General features: G+C 36.3%; 15 protein-coding genes and 1 pseudogene. 13 read left to right on the top strand and 3 right to left on the bottom strand.

Annotation, left to right across the window (positions count from 1 at the left end; genetic code table 11):
• Positions 1 to 204: pseudogene (locus B5D12_RS10070) on the bottom strand (hypothetical protein); the annotation flags it as partial.
• Between the two features lie 83 nt (positions 205 to 287).
• Here B5D12_RS10070 and B5D12_RS07215 point away from each other — a divergent pair.
• From B5D12_RS07215 to B5D12_RS07195, 5 genes are all read left to right on the top strand, one after another.
• Positions 288 to 1,019 carry a transposase gene (locus B5D12_RS07215; protein WP_078756187.1) on the top strand — a complete coding sequence of 244 codons (732 nt, stop codon included), beginning with the start codon at positions 288 to 290 and terminating at the stop codon, positions 1,017 to 1,019.
• Positions 1,020 to 1,557: 538 nt separating this feature from the next.
• Entirely contained in the window at positions 1,558 to 2,289 is a 732-nt protein-coding gene (locus B5D12_RS07210; protein WP_078756186.1) for a LytR/AlgR family response regulator transcription factor, read from the top strand.
• Complete coding sequence (locus tag B5D12_RS07205; protein WP_078756185.1) at positions 2,180 to 3,004, top strand: sensor histidine kinase; 825 nt, start codon at positions 2,180 to 2,182, stop codon at positions 3,002 to 3,004. The genes B5D12_RS07210 and B5D12_RS07205 overlap by 110 nt, the downstream gene beginning before the upstream one ends.
• Positions 3,005 to 3,079: 75 nt before the next feature.
• The gene (locus B5D12_RS07200; RefSeq protein WP_159443891.1) at positions 3,080 to 4,903 is read left to right on the top strand and encodes an ABC transporter ATP-binding protein; all 1,824 of its coding nucleotides are present in this window, start codon (positions 3,080 to 3,082) and stop codon (positions 4,901 to 4,903) included.
• Positions 4,903 to 6,729, top strand: a complete 1,827-nt coding sequence (locus B5D12_RS07195; RefSeq protein WP_078756183.1) for an ABC transporter ATP-binding protein — start codon at positions 4,903 to 4,905, stop codon at positions 6,727 to 6,729. Before B5D12_RS07200 ends, B5D12_RS07195 begins: the two co-directional genes overlap by 1 nt.
• A 671-nt stretch (positions 6,730 to 7,400) precedes the next feature.
• On the opposite strand, the gene B5D12_RS07190 is transcribed toward B5D12_RS07195, so the two are convergent.
• The gene (locus B5D12_RS07190; protein WP_143412060.1) at positions 7,401 to 8,072 is read right to left on the bottom strand and encodes a potassium channel family protein; all 672 of its coding nucleotides are present in this window, start codon (positions 8,070 to 8,072) and stop codon (positions 7,401 to 7,403) included.
• 99 nt (positions 8,073 to 8,171) lie between these two features.
• Here B5D12_RS07190 and rlmH point away from each other — a divergent pair, with 99 nt between their 5' ends.
• The 5 genes from rlmH (at position 8,172) to B5D12_RS07165 (ending at position 12,183) form a co-directional block, all read left to right on the top strand.
• Positions 8,172 to 8,651: a 23S rRNA (pseudouridine(1915)-N(3))-methyltransferase RlmH gene (rlmH, locus tag B5D12_RS07185; protein WP_078756181.1), complete on the top strand. Its 480-nt coding sequence runs from the start codon at positions 8,172 to 8,174 to the stop codon at positions 8,649 to 8,651.
• 181 nt (positions 8,652 to 8,832) lie between these two features.
• Positions 8,833 to 9,297, top strand: a complete 465-nt coding sequence (locus B5D12_RS07180; RefSeq protein WP_078756180.1) for a DUF305 domain-containing protein — start codon at positions 8,833 to 8,835, stop codon at positions 9,295 to 9,297.
• Positions 9,298 to 9,616: 319 nt separating this feature from the next.
• Entirely contained in the window at positions 9,617 to 9,970 is a 354-nt protein-coding gene (locus tag B5D12_RS07175) for a putative DNA binding domain-containing protein (RefSeq protein WP_078756179.1), read from the top strand.
• The gene (locus B5D12_RS07170) at positions 9,967 to 10,329 is read left to right on the top strand and encodes an ATP-binding protein (protein ID WP_078756178.1); all 363 of its coding nucleotides are present in this window, start codon (positions 9,967 to 9,969) and stop codon (positions 10,327 to 10,329) included. Before B5D12_RS07175 ends, B5D12_RS07170 begins: the two co-directional genes overlap by 4 nt.
• A 438-nt stretch (positions 10,330 to 10,767) precedes the next feature.
• Positions 10,768 to 12,183: a cryptochrome/photolyase family protein gene (locus tag B5D12_RS07165; RefSeq protein ID WP_078756177.1), complete on the top strand. Its 1,416-nt coding sequence runs from the start codon at positions 10,768 to 10,770 to the stop codon at positions 12,181 to 12,183.
• A gap of 303 nt (positions 12,184 to 12,486) precedes the next feature.
• Here B5D12_RS07165 and B5D12_RS07160 read toward each other — a convergent pair whose 3' ends face one another.
• Complete coding sequence (locus B5D12_RS07160; protein ID WP_234982935.1) at positions 12,487 to 13,947, bottom strand: multicopper oxidase family protein; 1,461 nt, start codon at positions 13,945 to 13,947, stop codon at positions 12,487 to 12,489.
• Positions 13,948 to 14,370: 423 nt separating this feature from the next.
• On the opposite strand from B5D12_RS07160, the gene B5D12_RS10205 reads away from it, so the two are divergent.
• The 3 genes from B5D12_RS10205 to B5D12_RS07150 all read left to right on the top strand — a co-directional run.
• Complete coding sequence (locus tag B5D12_RS10205; protein ID WP_159443890.1) at positions 14,371 to 14,517, top strand: hypothetical protein; 147 nt, start codon at positions 14,371 to 14,373, stop codon at positions 14,515 to 14,517.
• Between the two features lie 509 nt (positions 14,518 to 15,026).
• Positions 15,027 to 15,380, top strand: a complete 354-nt coding sequence (locus B5D12_RS07155; protein ID WP_078756176.1) for a hypothetical protein — start codon at positions 15,027 to 15,029, stop codon at positions 15,378 to 15,380.
• A 187-nt stretch (positions 15,381 to 15,567) separates the two neighbouring features.
• Positions 15,568 to 17,228, top strand: a 1,661-nt coding sequence (locus B5D12_RS07150) for a collagen-binding domain-containing protein (protein WP_159443889.1), incomplete at its 3' end; no start/stop codon positions are given.

The following is a 17,228-nucleotide window of genomic DNA, read 5'->3' as shown; positions in this document are numbered from 1 at the left end:
AAAGCCATGCTTCAAAATAGAGTTATTAATATTTTTTTGATGACAGCAGGGGCAAGCCACTGGGTCATAAGAAAGCGTGGCAGATACTGTCTGGTAAAGGACACCGTTCAATGTGATGGCATCTTGATCCAAACATCCTTCAATAAAAGTGATATTAGGGTCTGTTATTTCAAGTAATTTTCTGATATCATTTGAGTAGGTCATGTGAGTTCCTCTTTTCTAATAGTTTAGTCGCTAATTAGATTATATCGGAATTCCATGACTTTTTGTATTGATTTAAAAAAGGTGTGAATAAACAGATTAATTTCTGTTCACCCACACCAAAAAGTATAGAGCCTAAAATTGATGCTAAGTTAATTGCTCTTATGCTTTCTTCCAGTGATGCTAAACCCCACTTGGATTTATCTTATCATGTTACGGAGCTTAAGTCACTTACTAGATATCGTTCTAGGCTTAAAGAGCAATTAGCTAGGCTCAAAATCTCGCTTGCTAGAATCATTGAGATTGTGTTTCCAGAGCTTGAGAATTGCGTTTACTCGATTAATCAAAAATCTACTATGGCTCTTCTCTATGAGTTCCCTTCAAAGGAATTAATCGCAAATGCTCATCTTACTAGACTTTCTAATCTCCTTAAAGATAATTCTAGAGGAAAATATTCTAAGGACAAGGCGTTAGAATTTAGAAATGTTGCTAGCAATTCTATTGGAACTAGTTCTGATGCAAGTAGCTTTGAGCTTGTTCAAACGATTGATATGATTAATTTCTATTCTTCTAAAATTTATGAACTAGATGCTAAGATAGAAGATATTATGATTGAATTAAACTCTCCTATTTTATCTATCCCTGGTATTTCTTACAATCTTGGTTCTATTATTTTAGCTGAGATTGTTGATATCAATAGATTTGATACTCCTGCTCAGTTACAAGCTTTTGCTGGCCTTGATCCAGCCACTCATCAGTCTGGTAAATTTATCGCTACGAGTGTTTCTATGGTTAAACGTGGCTCTTCCTTATCTTAGATGGGCTATCCTTAATGCTTCTAGATTAATAGCTATGAGGGATTTTTGCTTTAAAAATTTTTATCAGAGAAAGAGAAAGGAAGGTAAACACCACTTCGTTGCTCTTACACACGTTGCTAAAAAGCTAATCAGAGTTATTTTTAAATTACTTAAAACAAACACTCAGTTTATTCCTCAAACATAACTTCATTTTTTAAAATTGCCTTTTATTAAGCCTTATTTCCCAAGCTCATTTTTATTAAATTGTCTTTTGCTATCTTTCATAAAATTCTTTTGTTTTCTACTTGACTTCATATAGTTAGTCTTATACTATGTTGTGGTAACTTAAGTATAATGAATCTTCATGTCTTTTTTTAGTGTTGCGTTTCATCTTACAACACACCATAATAATAAACACCATAATGCTTAAAAAAACGACCAACCACTAATTGTTTGTTATTGCCATCAATCATTTATGTTATATTATGTCTAACGACGATGATTAGGAAAAATCAAGTGGAACGGATAGTATGAGTATTGGAGAAGAGGAGGTCTTTGAATGTCAAAAGAATTACACATAGCGATAGTAGATGATGAAAACATTCAACTCGATGCGATGAAGTCACTAATCAATCAAACAATCAGAGAAATGGGTCTACACGCAAAAGTATCCTCCTATTCAAGTGGAGAAGCCTTTCTTTTTGAGTTAGAAGACAACAAGGGCTTAGATATTGTATTCTTGGACATCGAGATGAAGCAGATTAATGGGTTGGAAGTGGCTAAGAAAATAAGAGAAATAGACCATGAAGTGTCGCTCGTCTTTGCGACCGCATTCGCCGAACATGCCGTTCAAGGTTATGAAGTCCAGGCACTGGATTACCTACTCAAACCCATTGAAAGAGACAAAATTAAGCAAGTCATTCAAAGACATCTCGATAAAAAACCCTTAGTGAAAGAAACCTTAACACTGGAAGCAGAAGGTGAGATGCATAAACTTCTACTGGATGATATTCTGTACATTGAAGTCATTAAACGTGAATGTGAGATTCATTTAAACAATCAAGTGATAACCGTCACTCGTCCTTTAAAAGAATTGGAGGACAAGCTTAACGCTGACTTTATCCAGACTCACCGAAGTTACTTAGTCAATGTCGCTCACATCCATCGCCTATTAAAAACAGATGTTGAATTATCCAACGGACAAACCGTCCCTGTTTCTAGGCGTCTCGCTAAAACAGTTCAAGAAAAATTTATTGCCTTTAATAAAGGAGCGGTGTTTTACAATGACTGATTGGATAGGACTAACCGTCGTACTTATTATCCTTCTCAGTGCAGGAATAATTATAGTTAGGCAAAAAAAGAGCATTGATTTTTATAAAATACAAGAAAAGGAACTCGACCAATACAGTGTAGAAGTCGAAACGATTTATAGACAGATGAGAGGCATTCGTCATGACTATCGCAATCATTTACAGGTGATGCACACCTTAATGAATGACCACCGTCTGGATGAACTGGATGCATATATTAAACAGCTGACCAATGAATTGAATCAAGTCGATACGATCATTCAAACAGGAAATACGATGATAGATGCCATCGTTAATACAAAGTTGACAGCTGCTAAACAAAAAGGGATTTCCCTCTATGCGACAGCCATTGCTCCAAATGAACTGGGTGTAGAGCATGTCGATTTAGCAATTATATTGGGTAACTTGCTGACCAATGCTATAGAAGCGACTGAGAAAGAATCCAGTTCTTCTGATGAACGTTTTATTCGTTTGTACATAGCACCAATGAAAAACACATTGTATATTAATGTGACGAACACGATGACAGAGAATCCAAAACCTTCTCTGTTTTCATTAAAAAGTATCAATAGAAGAGGCTATGGCTTGTACCGAATTGACCAGGCAGTGGAGAGATATCAAGGCATGGTCAACCGTAAATGGGAAGATGGCGTGTTTGCGACAGAAGTGACGTTGCCGCTTGAAAACCGTTCGTAACCAAATACTAACCATTCATACACTTCTGAATAGGGAGTGTATTTTTTTTGGTAAGATACGATTGAGGTGATGAAGATGAAAGAAAAAATGAAGTATTCAAAAATTTTATTGAAGGAATTATATGCATTCAAACCGACAGTATTTATAGCCATTCTTTTAGCTACCCTTATTAGCGCGGCCTTACCCTTACTCCAATTGCTTTTATCTGCTTTTGTGATTCAGTGGTTAATGGAAGGGGTAGCGATTAGGGAGTACTTGCTTAGACTACTCGTGTTTATTGTTCTTATTGGAATCGCTCAAATGGGTAACTATTATTTTATGCTTTACCAAGAAGAGAATATGAACCATTTGAGAGATTTTATGAGAAATAAAATTGAAACGAAGTATTTGAAGCTGGATTATCCGCTCATTATAGGAAAAGAAGCGCAAGAAAGATATAACAATGCCAGTGAATTAACCGACAATAATACGACCCTTTTTGGCCGATTGGTAACGGAAATCATTGAATTAATGAGTTCGTTTCTAGGGGTTGTTTTGTATATCAATATATTAAGTCAACTAGAATCTCTGTTTCTTGTTTTAGTAGGTGTCTTTCTGCTTATCGTTGTCTTCTTTAACGTATGGCAAGTGAAGATGGACCGCAAATTATTTCAAGCGAAAGCAGCCAATTCCCAAAAATTACGTTACTTGAGAAAAGTGTACGGGGAATCCCGTATCACTAAAGATGTACGGATTTTCCAGATGAAAGACTGGTTCAAGCAAGTTGAAGATAAAACAATTGCGGAATACCACCGGATCATCAAACCGAAAGTAAGGGTGACATGGACAGAAAGCACCTTGGTAAATGTAGGGATTATCGGTCTATCCGCCTTATCTTATATTAGAAGTGTTCAATTGATTGCGGCGGGAGCTATTCCGGTTTCTAGCTTTGTCATCTTTGCCGGGTCTGTTACAATCCTGGCTCAAACCATCATGACCTTAGTCAATGCTATAGGTAAAATGAATACGAGTTTAAATGAGACAAAAAAATATGATGACTTTATGTCTCAGGGTCAAGTATTTAACCATGAAGAGGGCAGATCTTTGCCAAAAGAACCCTTGTCCATCGAATTAAAAAATGTGTCCTATACTTATCCGAATAATGATACACCAACGATAAATAATGTATCTTTAACCATTAAACCTTACGAAAATCTAGCTATAGTAGGAGAAAATGGGGCTGGGAAATCGACGCTGACTAATTTAATTGCCGGTTTGCTTAAACCGGATAGTGGGGAAATTTATATTAACGGAGTAGCTCAGAGTGAGTTTAATATTTCAGACTATTATGCTTTATTTTCGCCTGTATTTCAGGAGAAATTTTTATTGACCTATTCCATTAAAGAGACGGTCATTCAAGGCTTGCCCTTTGATGAACTGAAGTATAATCGTGTTCTGAAACAAAGTGGCTTGACTGACATCATTTCAAAATTCAAATCGAGAGACGAGACAAAAATTGTGCGCGCCGTTTATCCAGATGGAGTGAATTTGTCCGGAGGGCAGTTACAAAAACTGAAACTGGCTCAAGCCTTATATAAAGACGCACCCGTTCTCTTACTGGATGAACCGACAGCGGCTTTGGATCCCATCGCCGAACATCAGATTTATCAGGATTACTTCCAGTTTTCTAAAGATAAATTGTCTGTTTTTATTTCTCACCGCCTTTCATCAACTCGTTTTTGTGATCGCATCATTTACATCAAAGATGGAGACATAACAGAAGTCGGAACGCACGAAGAATTAATGGCTAAGCAAAAAGATTACTTTAAGCTTTACGAAGCACAAGCTTATTACTATAAACATGATAAGGAAGAAAAAGAGGAAGAAGACGAGCCAGTCGTTACAGGAGGGGTGATTTAATGGAAAAACTGACCGTGTATAAACGTGCCTTTAAAGATTTGTTTAAAATAGGCAAAACTTACTATGTGCTGTTCTTTATCCATTCATTGGCGAGATACAGTTTGCCTTTTATCAGCTACATCTATATGACCCAAATTGTGGATGCCTTAACAAGGAATGACATGACCCGGATCCCTTCATTAATCGTGCAGTATTTAGTAATCTTGTTGGTGTTGCAGCTGATTTCTGGATGGATAGACCCGCTAGTCACTCATGAGGATTCTCTGTTTTTGAGAAAACTCTTTGCTGAACCAAATAAAAAGATGTTAACTATGCATTACCATTATGCAGAAAGTTCCGAAGTAAGAGAAGAATTAGATATCATCAATCGTAATATGATGAGCAGCCAATCTTCACTTCCAATGATTAATGTCCGTATAAAAGAAATGATGCCTAGATTGGTCAGTATTATATGGGGGGGTATTTTACTCACTCCGTTATTTAGAGTAGACACAGCCTTATTGCCAGACGGATTCTGGTGGATGCGTCCGAGTCTTATTATTAGTGTCTTCCTTCTACTGATTGGAATCAGTGTATGGATTCAAATCGCGTCATCCAAAAAATCAAGCGAACGACTTACAGCGCTTCTGGCGGAATTGAAAGAATCTAATGCCCTATTTTTCTATGAAGATGGGATCCTTCAGGACTTTAAGTCTGGAAAAGAAATGCGCCTCTACAATTTAACTGAAAAAATGATCGAAAATAAAAGAGCTGAGTCTGAACAGACAGGGAGATTACTGTCTGAAAACTATAAACACTTTCGATCCATGATGATCCCTACTACCGGCTTATTTCAGGTGATGACCTATTTGACCTATGCCTATGTCGGCTTGCTTGTTTTAATCGGAGCTTTACCTGTTGCTTTGATTATTCAACTTTCCAGCGCACTCAGTCAAATGGTCTCTGCTTTACCAGATGTTATCCAGCACAGCATGATGATGATTTCTTCACCAGGTGAATTAGAGCAGTATTATGCATTCATGGACTTGCCTGATGAAGAGGTCGTCGGCAGTTTACCTGTAGAAAAAAGGTTAGATAATGACTATCATTTCGCAATAGAGAATATGAGTTTTTCTTATCCCGGCTCAGATGAAACAGTCCTAAAGAACATCACTGAAAAGTTTGAAGTCGGTAAAAAGTATGCCATAGTTGGAGAAAATGGCTCAGGTAAAACAACGTTTATTAAGCTACTGACTCGTTTATATGAACCGAGTGAAGGGACAATAAAAATGAATAAAATCGATGCCCATAAGTATGATTTAAGAGAATACTTCAATCTGTTTGGCGTTGTCTTCCAGGACTACCATCTAGTCGGATTTTCATTGGGACAAAACGTTTCTGTAAAACCCTCTTTTGATAGAAAGAAAGTGTTGTCTACCTTAGATAAAGTCGGGTTAGGCGACTTCGTTAGAAATCTACCCAATCAGGAAGAAACCTACCTGGAAACAGAATTTGAAGAATCAGGCGTCAGTGTCTCTGGGGGCCAAGAACAGAAAATAGCCATCGCTCGGTCTTTATATAAGGATGCGCCAGTTATGATTTTAGATGAGCCGACCGCTGCACTGGACCCAATGACTGAATTTGAAATATATCAAAACTTTGATAACTTAGTAAAAGATAAAACAGCTTTTTATATTTCCCATAGACTCTCAAGCTCCAAATTCTGCGATGAAATACTCGTCTTTGATCAAGGGGAGATCGTACAAAGAGGCACACACAAAGAACTGGTGAATGAAAAAGGAAAGTACCAGGAATTATGGAGTGCACAGGCACAGTATTATCAGTAAGTAAGAGTGAAAGTGAGAGAATTGAAGTTTAGCGTTTTTTGTTGACATGAACTCCATTTTTTTCGTTAAAAATGCAGTTCATTGGTAAATGCCAAAGCTGAACTCAACATTTCTGTTTGAAAGTGAAGTTCAGCAAATAATAATCTACTAAACTCAACTTAAAGCAGAAATATTTAATAAGAATTTGGTGTGTTGCATTTCATCTTACAACACACCAATTCTTTTATTGTTATTATTGTTACCGAAAACTATCAAAATGTATAGAAATCAAGAAGTTTAATCAATGCCCTTTTTCTTAACGGCAGGCCTTTGGTCTGTCATTTTTATATATTTATGATCAATGTATACCAAAAAAACAATTATAATGATAGTTCAAAAATAAATTATAATTAATTTCACCACCTATCCACACACTTATGCACAGAAATCTGTTGATAACTAGATTCCTATGTTGATAAGCTTAGTTTGTAAATAGTAACTATTTCATTAACATGAAAATAATGATGTATCAAGCTTTAGGAAGGTTATTAACAATAAAAAGAGTTATGCACAATTTCTGTGCATAACTCCTGTTGATAAGTAAAAAATCATCATAAAATGAGCATATCCTATATTATTTTTAACATAAAACCTTATGGCTAGTAATAGGAAATATTGATGATTAATAGATTTTAATTAATACGATCTAAATAATCATGTTCTTCAAATCGATGCGAATCCGTAATCGCGACAAAAATCATTCCCTTTTCAATCGGTGCTTGAATATTTAAAGTTGAAGTCATTTTTGCGCCTTTATATGGGCGATACCCAATGACGTTCATGTCGTAGTTTTTACGTAATTCTAAAGCTAGGATTGATTTACCTACCCATTTATCTGGAACAGAGAATTCAACGATTGAAGTGTTGTCATCAAGTGATAAAACTTCCCCGATATGAGTTCTCAACAGTTGAGAAGCTAAACGTTTACCTGAATCACGCTCAGGTGAAATAATCTTAGTTGCTCCCAATTCCTTTAAGGCTTGTTCAAAAACAGCACTGTGTGCTTTGGCAATAATATGAGGTACGCCTAATCGTTTACAGTGCATGACTGCGAGTACCGCACTTTCCAAATTAGTACCCGTTGCGACAACCACTGCATCACAATTAGCGATACCAATATCTTCTAATAAATCATAATCGGTAAAGTCTCCGATGGTGGCCGTTGTGACATCATCGGCTACTAAATCAATGTTATGTTGGTCTTTGTCAACAACAATTACCTCACGGCCAAAACGACCAAGTTGTTTTGAAATAGTTCTTCCAAAGACACCTAATCCTAAAACACCAATAATTGTGGGTTTCAAAATATTTCCTCCATTCAAATGTATCATTCGATAGTATAATGATACAAAATATTTTCAATAAATGCTATGATTATTATGAAAAGATTAAAGGGTGATCAAATGAATATTGAAATAATTTGTGTTGGTAAAATAAAAGAAAAATATTTGAAACAGGGTATTGCTGAATATATTAAAAGATTAGGTAATTATGCTCAAGTTAAAATATTCGAAGTACCTGATGAAGCTACTACTGAGTCAATGAGTGATAATGAAATCCAGTTGGTTTTAAATAAAGAAGCTGAAAAGATTAGTGCTCGAATAGATGCGAATCGAAAAGTAATTGTATTAGCAATTGAAGGGCAATTAATAACCTCTGAAGAATTAGCCAATACCTTGGAAAACTATGCGACCTATGGTCATAGTAAAGTGACCTTTATTATTGGTGGCTCACTCGGCCTTGCTGAAGAATTAAAGCAGCGGGCTGATTTGAGTGTTAGTTTCGGGCGCATTACTTTGCCACATCAATTGATGCGTTTAGTGTTGGTCGAGCAAATTTATCGTGCATTTAGAATTATCAATGGACATGCGTATCATAAATGATGATAAAATTGACATCATTTTACATATAATCGGTGCCTAACTCTCCTTGCATACCTTCTAAAACTATCGGGGTTTCGGGAGATTGCAAGCAATTATGACACCTTATAATTGCTATCAGTTTTGTTATTAACTATACTAGAGATAAGTAAACTGAACGAAAATATGATAGGAGGATTTAAAAATGAAAAAATATATTCGTTTTGGGTTAATGATTTTAACGTCTACAATTGTGATGTATTTCTTAATGTTCGTAAATGTCGATGACTTCTCACATATTTACTTGAGTCAAACGCGTATTTATATGGCAGTTTTGATGGGCGCAGTAATGGCTGTAGTCATGATGTTATTTATGTGGAAAATGTATGATAATAAAAAATTGAATGCCATCATCTTAGTTGGAGCAGTCTTCCTCTTTGCTGGTTCCTTTTACATGATTCAAAATCAAGTAGGGGTAAACGATATTGCATGGATGAAAGCAATGATTCCTCACCACTCAACCGCTATTTTAACCAGTGAGAATGCGAATATAACAGATCCGCGAGTTAAGCAGTTAAGTGAAGAGATTATACAAGCGCAAAAAAAGGAAATTAAGGAAATGGAAGAATTGATTGATTCATTGAAAGAGAATAACAACGAAAATCAATAAGTATAATACAATATTTTCAAGTTCAATAAGAATGTTTTCATGTAAGCAGGACAAGTATCTTGTGCGTATGTAAACTTAACGTCAATTTAACTATAAATATAATCTAATACCTCCATACATACCCTCTAAAACTGACGGGATTTCGGGAGATGATTAACCTTCAATCGAAATGAGAGTGCTCTATAGACATTGGACTGTGTGATGAAAAATTTAACTCACCATCACTGTTATCAAAAAATAAAGCAGAGTTAAACAGGATTTACCTGTTAGCTCTGCTTGAATGAAGAAGTAAGTTCATCAAACTGTGTTTTGCAATCTTATGTACAACTCGCTTGCAAAACACAATATTTTAAGTGATCAAAGCAAATGTTATACGAAATTAGCAGTATACAATGGATTAGATACAAAAAGTTTTAAAGATAAACAAAATTTTATAGGTTCCATTATTAACCAAATTGATGATACTTTAAATTATGCCAAATTATTAAATACAACTTCGGCTATAATCACTGGAGAAGCAAAACGAGAAGAACGGGCGTCTTATCCTGTGGAAGCTATTCGGGAAGCAATTATTAATGCATTTGCCCATAGAGATTACAGTCAATCGGCTGATATACGAATAGAATTTTTTGATAATCGGATAGAAGTTCATTCGCCCGGCGTAACCCGATGATTGTCCATGTGCTTGATAAAATAGGATATATGGAGAATTTTGGTTCTGGAATAAGACGGATTTATAGTTTGTATTCTGATTTTAATAAAAAACCAGACATAGCAGCGACGGAAAACTCTTTTAAAATTACATTATATAATCGAAATTATCTATTAAATCAAGATAATATTAATGGAGAAATGTTCGTAATGATTAATTTTTTATCGACAGTTCAAAGCGCACCAAGAAAAAAATTTCAAGAACATGTAAAGTTCTCAAAAGATAAGACCATCAGACTTTTGAACCATTTAATCTCAGAAGATATAGTGATAAAAAGAGGAGAGAGTATTTCAACGGTTTACTCTTTAAAGAACCGATAGTCTGTAACAAGCTTAATGAGTTTTAAGGCATTTTTAGTGATACAACGCCAATGCAACGCTTTACAAACGCAAGCTGTTAAAGTATGTTATAAGGCTTTGATTTCATTAATTAAGCAACATTAGTAAAGTGTTTAACGATGCAACGCTTTTTTGTGAATATATATAATTTACTTAATTTCAACATTAGGATTAGCGTGTAATTAGATGGCTTTCTATCATGTGATTACTAAGATAGAGAATTATTCAGTGAGTGATTAAGCAGTTAGAGATTTGTGATGGAATGCAAATAGCTAACAGATTTTATTACCTATCAATGGTCCTTTTAGGAGAGAATCCGCGAAAGAACAGCTATCAATAAGAACTTCAGAAGTCAGCAAATGCCCAATTTATAACATCATACTGCTAACCTGATAATTTGCTATAGGAAGGGGAGAAAGAATGACAACTGTGATGTGGTTTCGGCGTGATTTAAGAATGGTTGATAATAAAGCTTTGGCCAGGACATTCCAGGATAGTGAGGATGTTCTGTGTGTGTTTCATTTGAACCCGGAACAATTAACTCATGAATATTCTTATAGCCAGTCTGCCTTTCTTCAAAGTGTCGAACATTTGCGACAAAGTTTAGCCAAAGAAGGCATTCAACTCTACCTTCTCTATGGAGAACTAGAAGAATCGTTTGATCAATTAAGACAAGTTTTACCTAATTGGACGGATGTTTATTTCAATTATGATGAAGCCGGATATGGGCGGTTACGCGACCAGCGTGCTGCGACCTATTTCAGAACTCATGCTATTAAAATTCACGCCTTTCAAGATCATTACTTGCATGGAAGTCAAGATGTGAAGAATCAATTTGGTAAGGCCTACAAAGTTTTTACGCCTTATTATCGAGTTTGGCGAGCTTTACACAAAGAAAAGCCGGTTTCGGTTGATTTATCTTTTGCTCGAACCATCGAACTAAATCAAGATCCAGAGACTTTGAAAATATTCAACCGCTTATGGGAACCATTATCTTTCTATCATCCAGGCACTGAAGTGGCGCTCACGAAATTAGATTCGTTCATCGCGGATAAATTAGAAAATTATCAAGTTCAGCGCGATTATCCCAGTATTAATGGAACTAGCCAATTATCTTCGTATTTACGCACAGGTGAAATCTCGATTCGCATGGTATTTGACGCGATCATTCATTACATACCTTCCGATGCGCAAGAAACCTTTATTAAAGAATTGGCTTGGCGTGATTTTTATAACATGGTCTATGTAGAGAACCCGAGGCAGAAAGGAGAAGCCATTCAGAGTCAATACAAGGACATAGAGTGGGATAACAGCCTTGATCTATTCAACCTATGGAAGAAAGGTGAGACTGGATTTCCTATTGTCGATGCAGCTATGCGCCAATTAAACACAACCGGTTGGATGCATAATCGTCTTAGAATGATTACGGCGTCCTTCTTAACCAAGGACTTGTTGATTGATTGGCGGTGGGGAGAACGCTATTTCCAACAAATGCTGATAGATTACGATCCAGCAAGTAATATTGGTGGATGGCAATGGGTAGCTTCTACGGGGACCGATGCAGCGCCTTATTTCAGAATTTTCAACTCGACTACTCAATCTGAACGGTATGACCCAGAAGGTGAGTTCATCAAACACTATCTACCTCAACTAGCTGATGTTCCTAAAAAATGGCTGCATGAGCCGGCCCGTATGCCATTAAACATTCAAGAAACGTCTCATTGCATCATAGGGCAGGACTACCCAGTACCGATAGTAGACCATAAGATTCAACGCCAAATTGCCATCGAAAAATATAAAGCAGCTAGCAAATCAGAAGATAATTTTATCAGTTAGCCACCATTATGTCTGTTTTAGCTTGCGAGTTTCACAAGAGTTATCTCTACTGCTCTTTGTCAGTGCCATTGGAATTGGGGAGTATGGTAGAAAAAAGGGTTTATCAGCGCCTTATTACTTGGAAGGATTAAGGATTGAACGTTAGTACATCAAGATAAAAAGGCACTCTGATATAGTGGAGCGAGTCCTAAATCCTGACAAGGATTTAGGATCACAACACATCATCTGGAGTGCCTTTTTATGGAGTCTATTTAGCTTTAGCTTGTGAGATTTAGAAATCAAACTTTCCACTTTGCTTAGATCCTATTCTACTAAGATTTGGCCCATCATACCAGTGTCTTCATGTTCTAGAAGGTGACAGTGATACATGAAGAGGCCTTTTTCTGGAAAGTCAACTTCAATTTGGACGCTCTCACCAGGATAAAGAGCAATGGTATCTTTCCAACCTCGTTCATTTTCAGGAGGGATTGCGCCATTTCGGTTTAGCACTTTGAACTGAAGACCATGAAGATGGAAGGGATGAATCATACCACCCATCATGTGTCGTGTGTTTTCTATTTCCCAGACTTCTGTTTCTCCTACTTTTGCTTGCAAATCGATTCGGTCCATGTCAAATTGTTTGCCGTCAATCGTGACCATATTTCCCATTCCACTAAAAGTCATCTTTTTATCCGGGGATACCTCATCAGCTGTATGAGTGATGGTATTCATCGTAGTTGGTAAAGGAACATCTTCTTTGGTAGTTTCTTCGGTCACATTAAGCGTTAGAACGGGGACATTACCTGTCATTAATTGGATGGAGTCCCCCATAGTATAGCTGCTGAGATCAACAATAATCTCCGCCCGTTCCCCCGGAACAAGTTGCAAGCTTTCCATTGGGATAGGTTCATTCAGGAATCCACCATCCGAAGTAATCTGGTAGAAACTAGTGTCATCAGACAGATGAAATTGGTAGTTGCGGGCATTGGATCCATTAAGGAGACGCAGCCGGATTTTTTCATTCTTAACGTCTACATAAGGGTTAATGGTTCCGTTTATAACCAAGGTATCCCCATAAGTTCCGTCAGAACTATAAGCTGTGGAATAGTTGAGCTGATTATTTTCATCGAAGAGGCGGTCTTGGATGATAACCGGAAAATCATTGATGCCATATTCCTTAGGAATCGCCAAAGAGTCTGAATGATCGTCTTCGATATAAATTAGACCCGCCAAGCCATAATAAACCTGTTCTGCTGTTTCACCGTGGGGATGAGGATGAAACCAGAGGGTTGCCGCTTCCTGATTAACCGTGAATTCTAAATTGACGCTTTGATTGGGAGCAATAGGCGAATGTGGTCCACCATCTAGATTCGATGGTACTTCCAAACCGTGCCAATGAAAGGAAGTAGCCGTATCCAATTCATTTTCAGTTTGAATGGAAACCTGTTGACCGGTTCTTAGGCGAATGATTGGTCCTAAGATAGAGCCGTTATAACCATAGCTTTGGGTGGCTGCCCCTTCTTTTAATTGTGTATTGCCTTGCTGTGCGGTAATAGTATAAGAAATCTCTCCATCTGGGTTGGTTACACCTTCAAGAATAGAAGGAAGATTTAGTTTATTCGATGGCTCGTTTGACGGCACTAATTCGGTTGTGACCTCACCGCTCATGTTCATCATGCCCATTCCCGATATTTGTCCAGCTTGATTGGGGAAAAAAATAAAAGAGATCGCAGCAAACAACAGTAAGACAATCCCTAAACGTATAACGTTAACCTGCTTCTTCAATGTGACTCCTCCTCATGTTTATGATGACAAACCGTTTTACTAAAAATTGTGAAGACTCTATTTTAAAAAAGGAAACTTACATGGTTCTAGAAATCATGAAGCTAGACGCCTTGTGAAATAAGAAATGAAATATAAACTAAACCCGTCGCTCTCTGCCTTTGGTCAAAACCTGCTCGCCACTAACAAACATTTGTCATTCAAACACTATTCATTATAATTATAGCATATTAATCTTTAAAGATTTATCTTTCAAATAGTAAATTTATATTGTTTTTTTGAGGAAAGACGATTAAATAATGTGGCCGCAAAGTGGGATTAATGAAAAGGTGAGGTGTGAGTAGGAATTTTCAGTTTGCTTGAGCTTCATGCAAATATCGTTTAATATTCAGTAAAGACCCTCACATAAAAAAAGGAGCACACCAGATGAGAATCCATACTCTAGAAAAAACAGATATTGTTAAGTTAAAAGAACTCCTTGATGTTTACTGTGAAGCCTTTGAAGAAGTGCATCCGTTCCCTTCTGATGTTGCTTGGCAAAGGTTAATGGGTCATCCAGCTGCACCAGAATAAAGGGGTAGGAAAAGCGCTACCATCTAAAAAATATAATCCAGAAACGGTATGTACAGTCTGTATATACTTGATCTAAAAAGAATGGTAGTTACATTGAGATTCATTTTATATCGTATCAAAATAGCTAATAGATTTTATTACCTATCGATGATACGGACATGCGTACCATAAATAAGTGAGGTTTTTACGTAAAACCACAGCTCAAACTAATGCGGATTCACTAGCTGATTTTAAAAGCTAGTCATAATTGTGATCAGTAGTTCGGAATGAGCCATATCACAAGTGATAAGATTCTTATTTTTAAAAATTGTACTTATATAAAACAAAGAGAGAAATCCTGTAGTCTGAATCATTTATGTACAGATAAAGCAGGTTGTAGACGAAATGAACGAACAGATAGAGGCGAATCAGAAACCATGGGAAATGGAGTTAAATGGCTTAGATGGAAAAATTAAAGAAATGGCAAGAGTTAATCAAATCCTGAATTAACTAAGGAACTTGAGGGAAGAATGACTGAATTAGAAATTAAGTACATTGAAAAGAAACACAGGAAAGACGAGCTTCTAAAACTCCTACAAGCAGAAGGGTACAAAGTCACAACAGAAGATGTGTCTAAGGTAATGAAAGTAGCTAATCGAGCCATAATGGATTCAGATAGTAAGGCGGATACCAAGGAAATCTTACGAATATTCATTGACAAAATAACATTCGACAAAGAAACCAAGTCCGACTACCTCATCTATACCCATTTCAGCAAAGAAATAGTCGATCGATTAAATGATTTAACTAAAGAAGAGCCAACAGCAGGAATGAATGCTGTTGGCCCTTTTACATTCAGTGCTCCACTTGAATTAATAATTTAAAAGAAATAGTATATAAAGCCAAAATGTAAGTGATTTTAAAACAAAGTTGTGTTATGATAAGTGTGATAATTCACAAATACATAACTATTTCTTTAAGATCTTCCATACCATGAATTATGAAAGAAATTACGTAGTAGTAATATAATTTACCAAAAATAAAAAATAAAAAAGAAAATGGGGAATAAAAATGGAAAAGAAGTACAGACCTGGTTATAAGACTCTCTTAACCAGTCTAACTATAGCGACAATACTTACAAATGCCAGGATGCAGAATGTTCATGCAACAGAGGAAAATGTATATAATGAGGTTGTCACAGAAGAAGCTGTTGAACAGACAGTTCTATTAGTTGGAGAGGCACCAGAAGAAGCTGTTGAACAGACAGTTCCGTTAGTTGAAGAAGCACTAGAAGAAGTAGAGCCAACAGAGCAAGAAGAAGTAGAGCCAACAGAACAAGAAGAAGTAGAAGCCAGCACACCCGATCAAGGTGATCAAGATGTTCTAACAGAAGAAGGAGTAACACCGACTCCTCTAGGAGAAGATGGTCAAGTTGATTCAACGGAAGAAGTGGTGGTAACGCCCGATGTAGTACAAGGTGAATCCCAAAAAGTTGAACCGGTGGAAAAAAATGTCCAAAATGTGAATGTAACAGGAGAAATTGAAACTGAAGAAGTAGTTGTGAGCGAGCCTGTTGTCGAGCGCCACCAAGGGGCAGACCGTGAAGAGGTAGCTATCAACGTTGCTGAAAAGCATTTCAGTGATGCAGATAAAGATGATAACGGCGTTATTTTAATAAATGAAAGTAATACATATAAAAACACAGAATTTTATAAAGATAGCTTATTTGGTATTGCTGGTGGTTTTCATCTTGTAGGTTTAGATAAGGTGGAAAGAAATGTTCATGTACATGGAAATATTTTAGCAAATAAATTCATAAACAAAGGAGATTTCGGTACTAATGGAGTAAAAGAGATTAGCTATTTAAAAACAATTTCAGGAAATGCTCCTATTAGTGCTACACCTTATGAAGGTTCTATTTTAGTTGTTGGGAAAGAGGTTAAAATAGATGAAATAGATAATGGGAATGCTTGGTCTATTGACAATATTAAGGTAGATAAACCTAATAAGTCTAATAGTCCTAATTCGTTATGGCAAGATACTGATGTAGAGTTTATAGATTTTGCTGAAGTCGAAAAAGAAACTAAAGAGGTGAACAAAAAAATAGCAGGTTTTAAAGATAATGCAACTACTATTAATAATAATGATGAAAATAATCAAGAAATTATAATTGGTAAAAGTTCAGATATCTATGTCTATAATTTCAAAAAAGATGATTTTAAAACTGATAGACCTATTAGTATTAAAGGATTTAATACAGAAAAAATATCTACACTGATTATTAACATAGATATGAAAGAAATGGATATAAGAGATAAATTTTTTGTTCCTAAATCTATTGCAAGTTTTACAGATGGTAGCTCTATAAGTATTGGTGAAGTCAATAAATGGTCTAGAGCTAACGTTATCTGGAATGTTTATGATTCAGGTGAGTCAGACTATATGTATAAAGGTGTAATAGAAAACACAGCTGCTGTAACAGGAAGTATTTTAGCTCCGGATGCTAAAATAATTTTAAATCATAATTTAAATGGGACAGTTATAGGACGAGAGATTATAGTAAATGGTGAAACTCATAGAGATGATTATGTTCTATCACCAGAAGAACCAACGGATCCAGAAGAACCAACGGATCCAGAAGAACCAACCGATCCAGAGGAACCGACGGACCCAGAAGAACCAACTGATCCAGAAGAGCCAACGGATCCAGAGGAACCGACAGATCCAGAAGA

This window comes from Globicatella sulfidifaciens DSM 15739 (assembly GCF_900167405.1).
Lineage (GTDB): Bacteria > Bacillota > Bacilli > Lactobacillales > Aerococcaceae > Globicatella > Globicatella sulfidifaciens.
This window is presented reverse-complemented; position numbering and strand designations above follow the sequence as displayed.

Coding starts and splice junctions, on each gene's coding strand:
- B5D12_RS07210 (WP_078756186.1), top strand. CDS start 1,558: ATGTCAAAAGAATTACACATAGCGATAGTAGATGATGAAAACATTCAA.
- B5D12_RS07205 (WP_078756185.1), top strand. CDS start 2,180: ATGTTGAATTATCCAACGGACAAACCGTCCCTGTTTCTAGGCGTCTCG.
- B5D12_RS07200 (WP_159443891.1), top strand. CDS start 3,080: ATGAAAGAAAAAATGAAGTATTCAAAAATTTTATTGAAGGAATTATAT.
- B5D12_RS07195 (WP_078756183.1), top strand. CDS start 4,903: ATGGAAAAACTGACCGTGTATAAACGTGCCTTTAAAGATTTGTTTAAA.
- rlmH (WP_078756181.1), top strand. CDS start 8,172: ATGAATATTGAAATAATTTGTGTTGGTAAAATAAAAGAAAAATATTTG.
- B5D12_RS07180 (WP_078756180.1), top strand. CDS start 8,833: ATGAAAAAATATATTCGTTTTGGGTTAATGATTTTAACGTCTACAATT.
- B5D12_RS07175 (WP_078756179.1), top strand. CDS start 9,617: ATGTACAACTCGCTTGCAAAACACAATATTTTAAGTGATCAAAGCAAA.
- B5D12_RS07170 (WP_078756178.1), top strand. CDS start 9,967: ATGATTGTCCATGTGCTTGATAAAATAGGATATATGGAGAATTTTGGT.
- B5D12_RS07165 (WP_078756177.1), top strand. CDS start 10,768: ATGACAACTGTGATGTGGTTTCGGCGTGATTTAAGAATGGTTGATAAT.
- B5D12_RS10205 (WP_159443890.1), top strand. CDS start 14,371: ATGAGAATCCATACTCTAGAAAAAACAGATATTGTTAAGTTAAAAGAA.
- B5D12_RS07155 (WP_078756176.1), top strand. CDS start 15,027: ATGACTGAATTAGAAATTAAGTACATTGAAAAGAAACACAGGAAAGAC.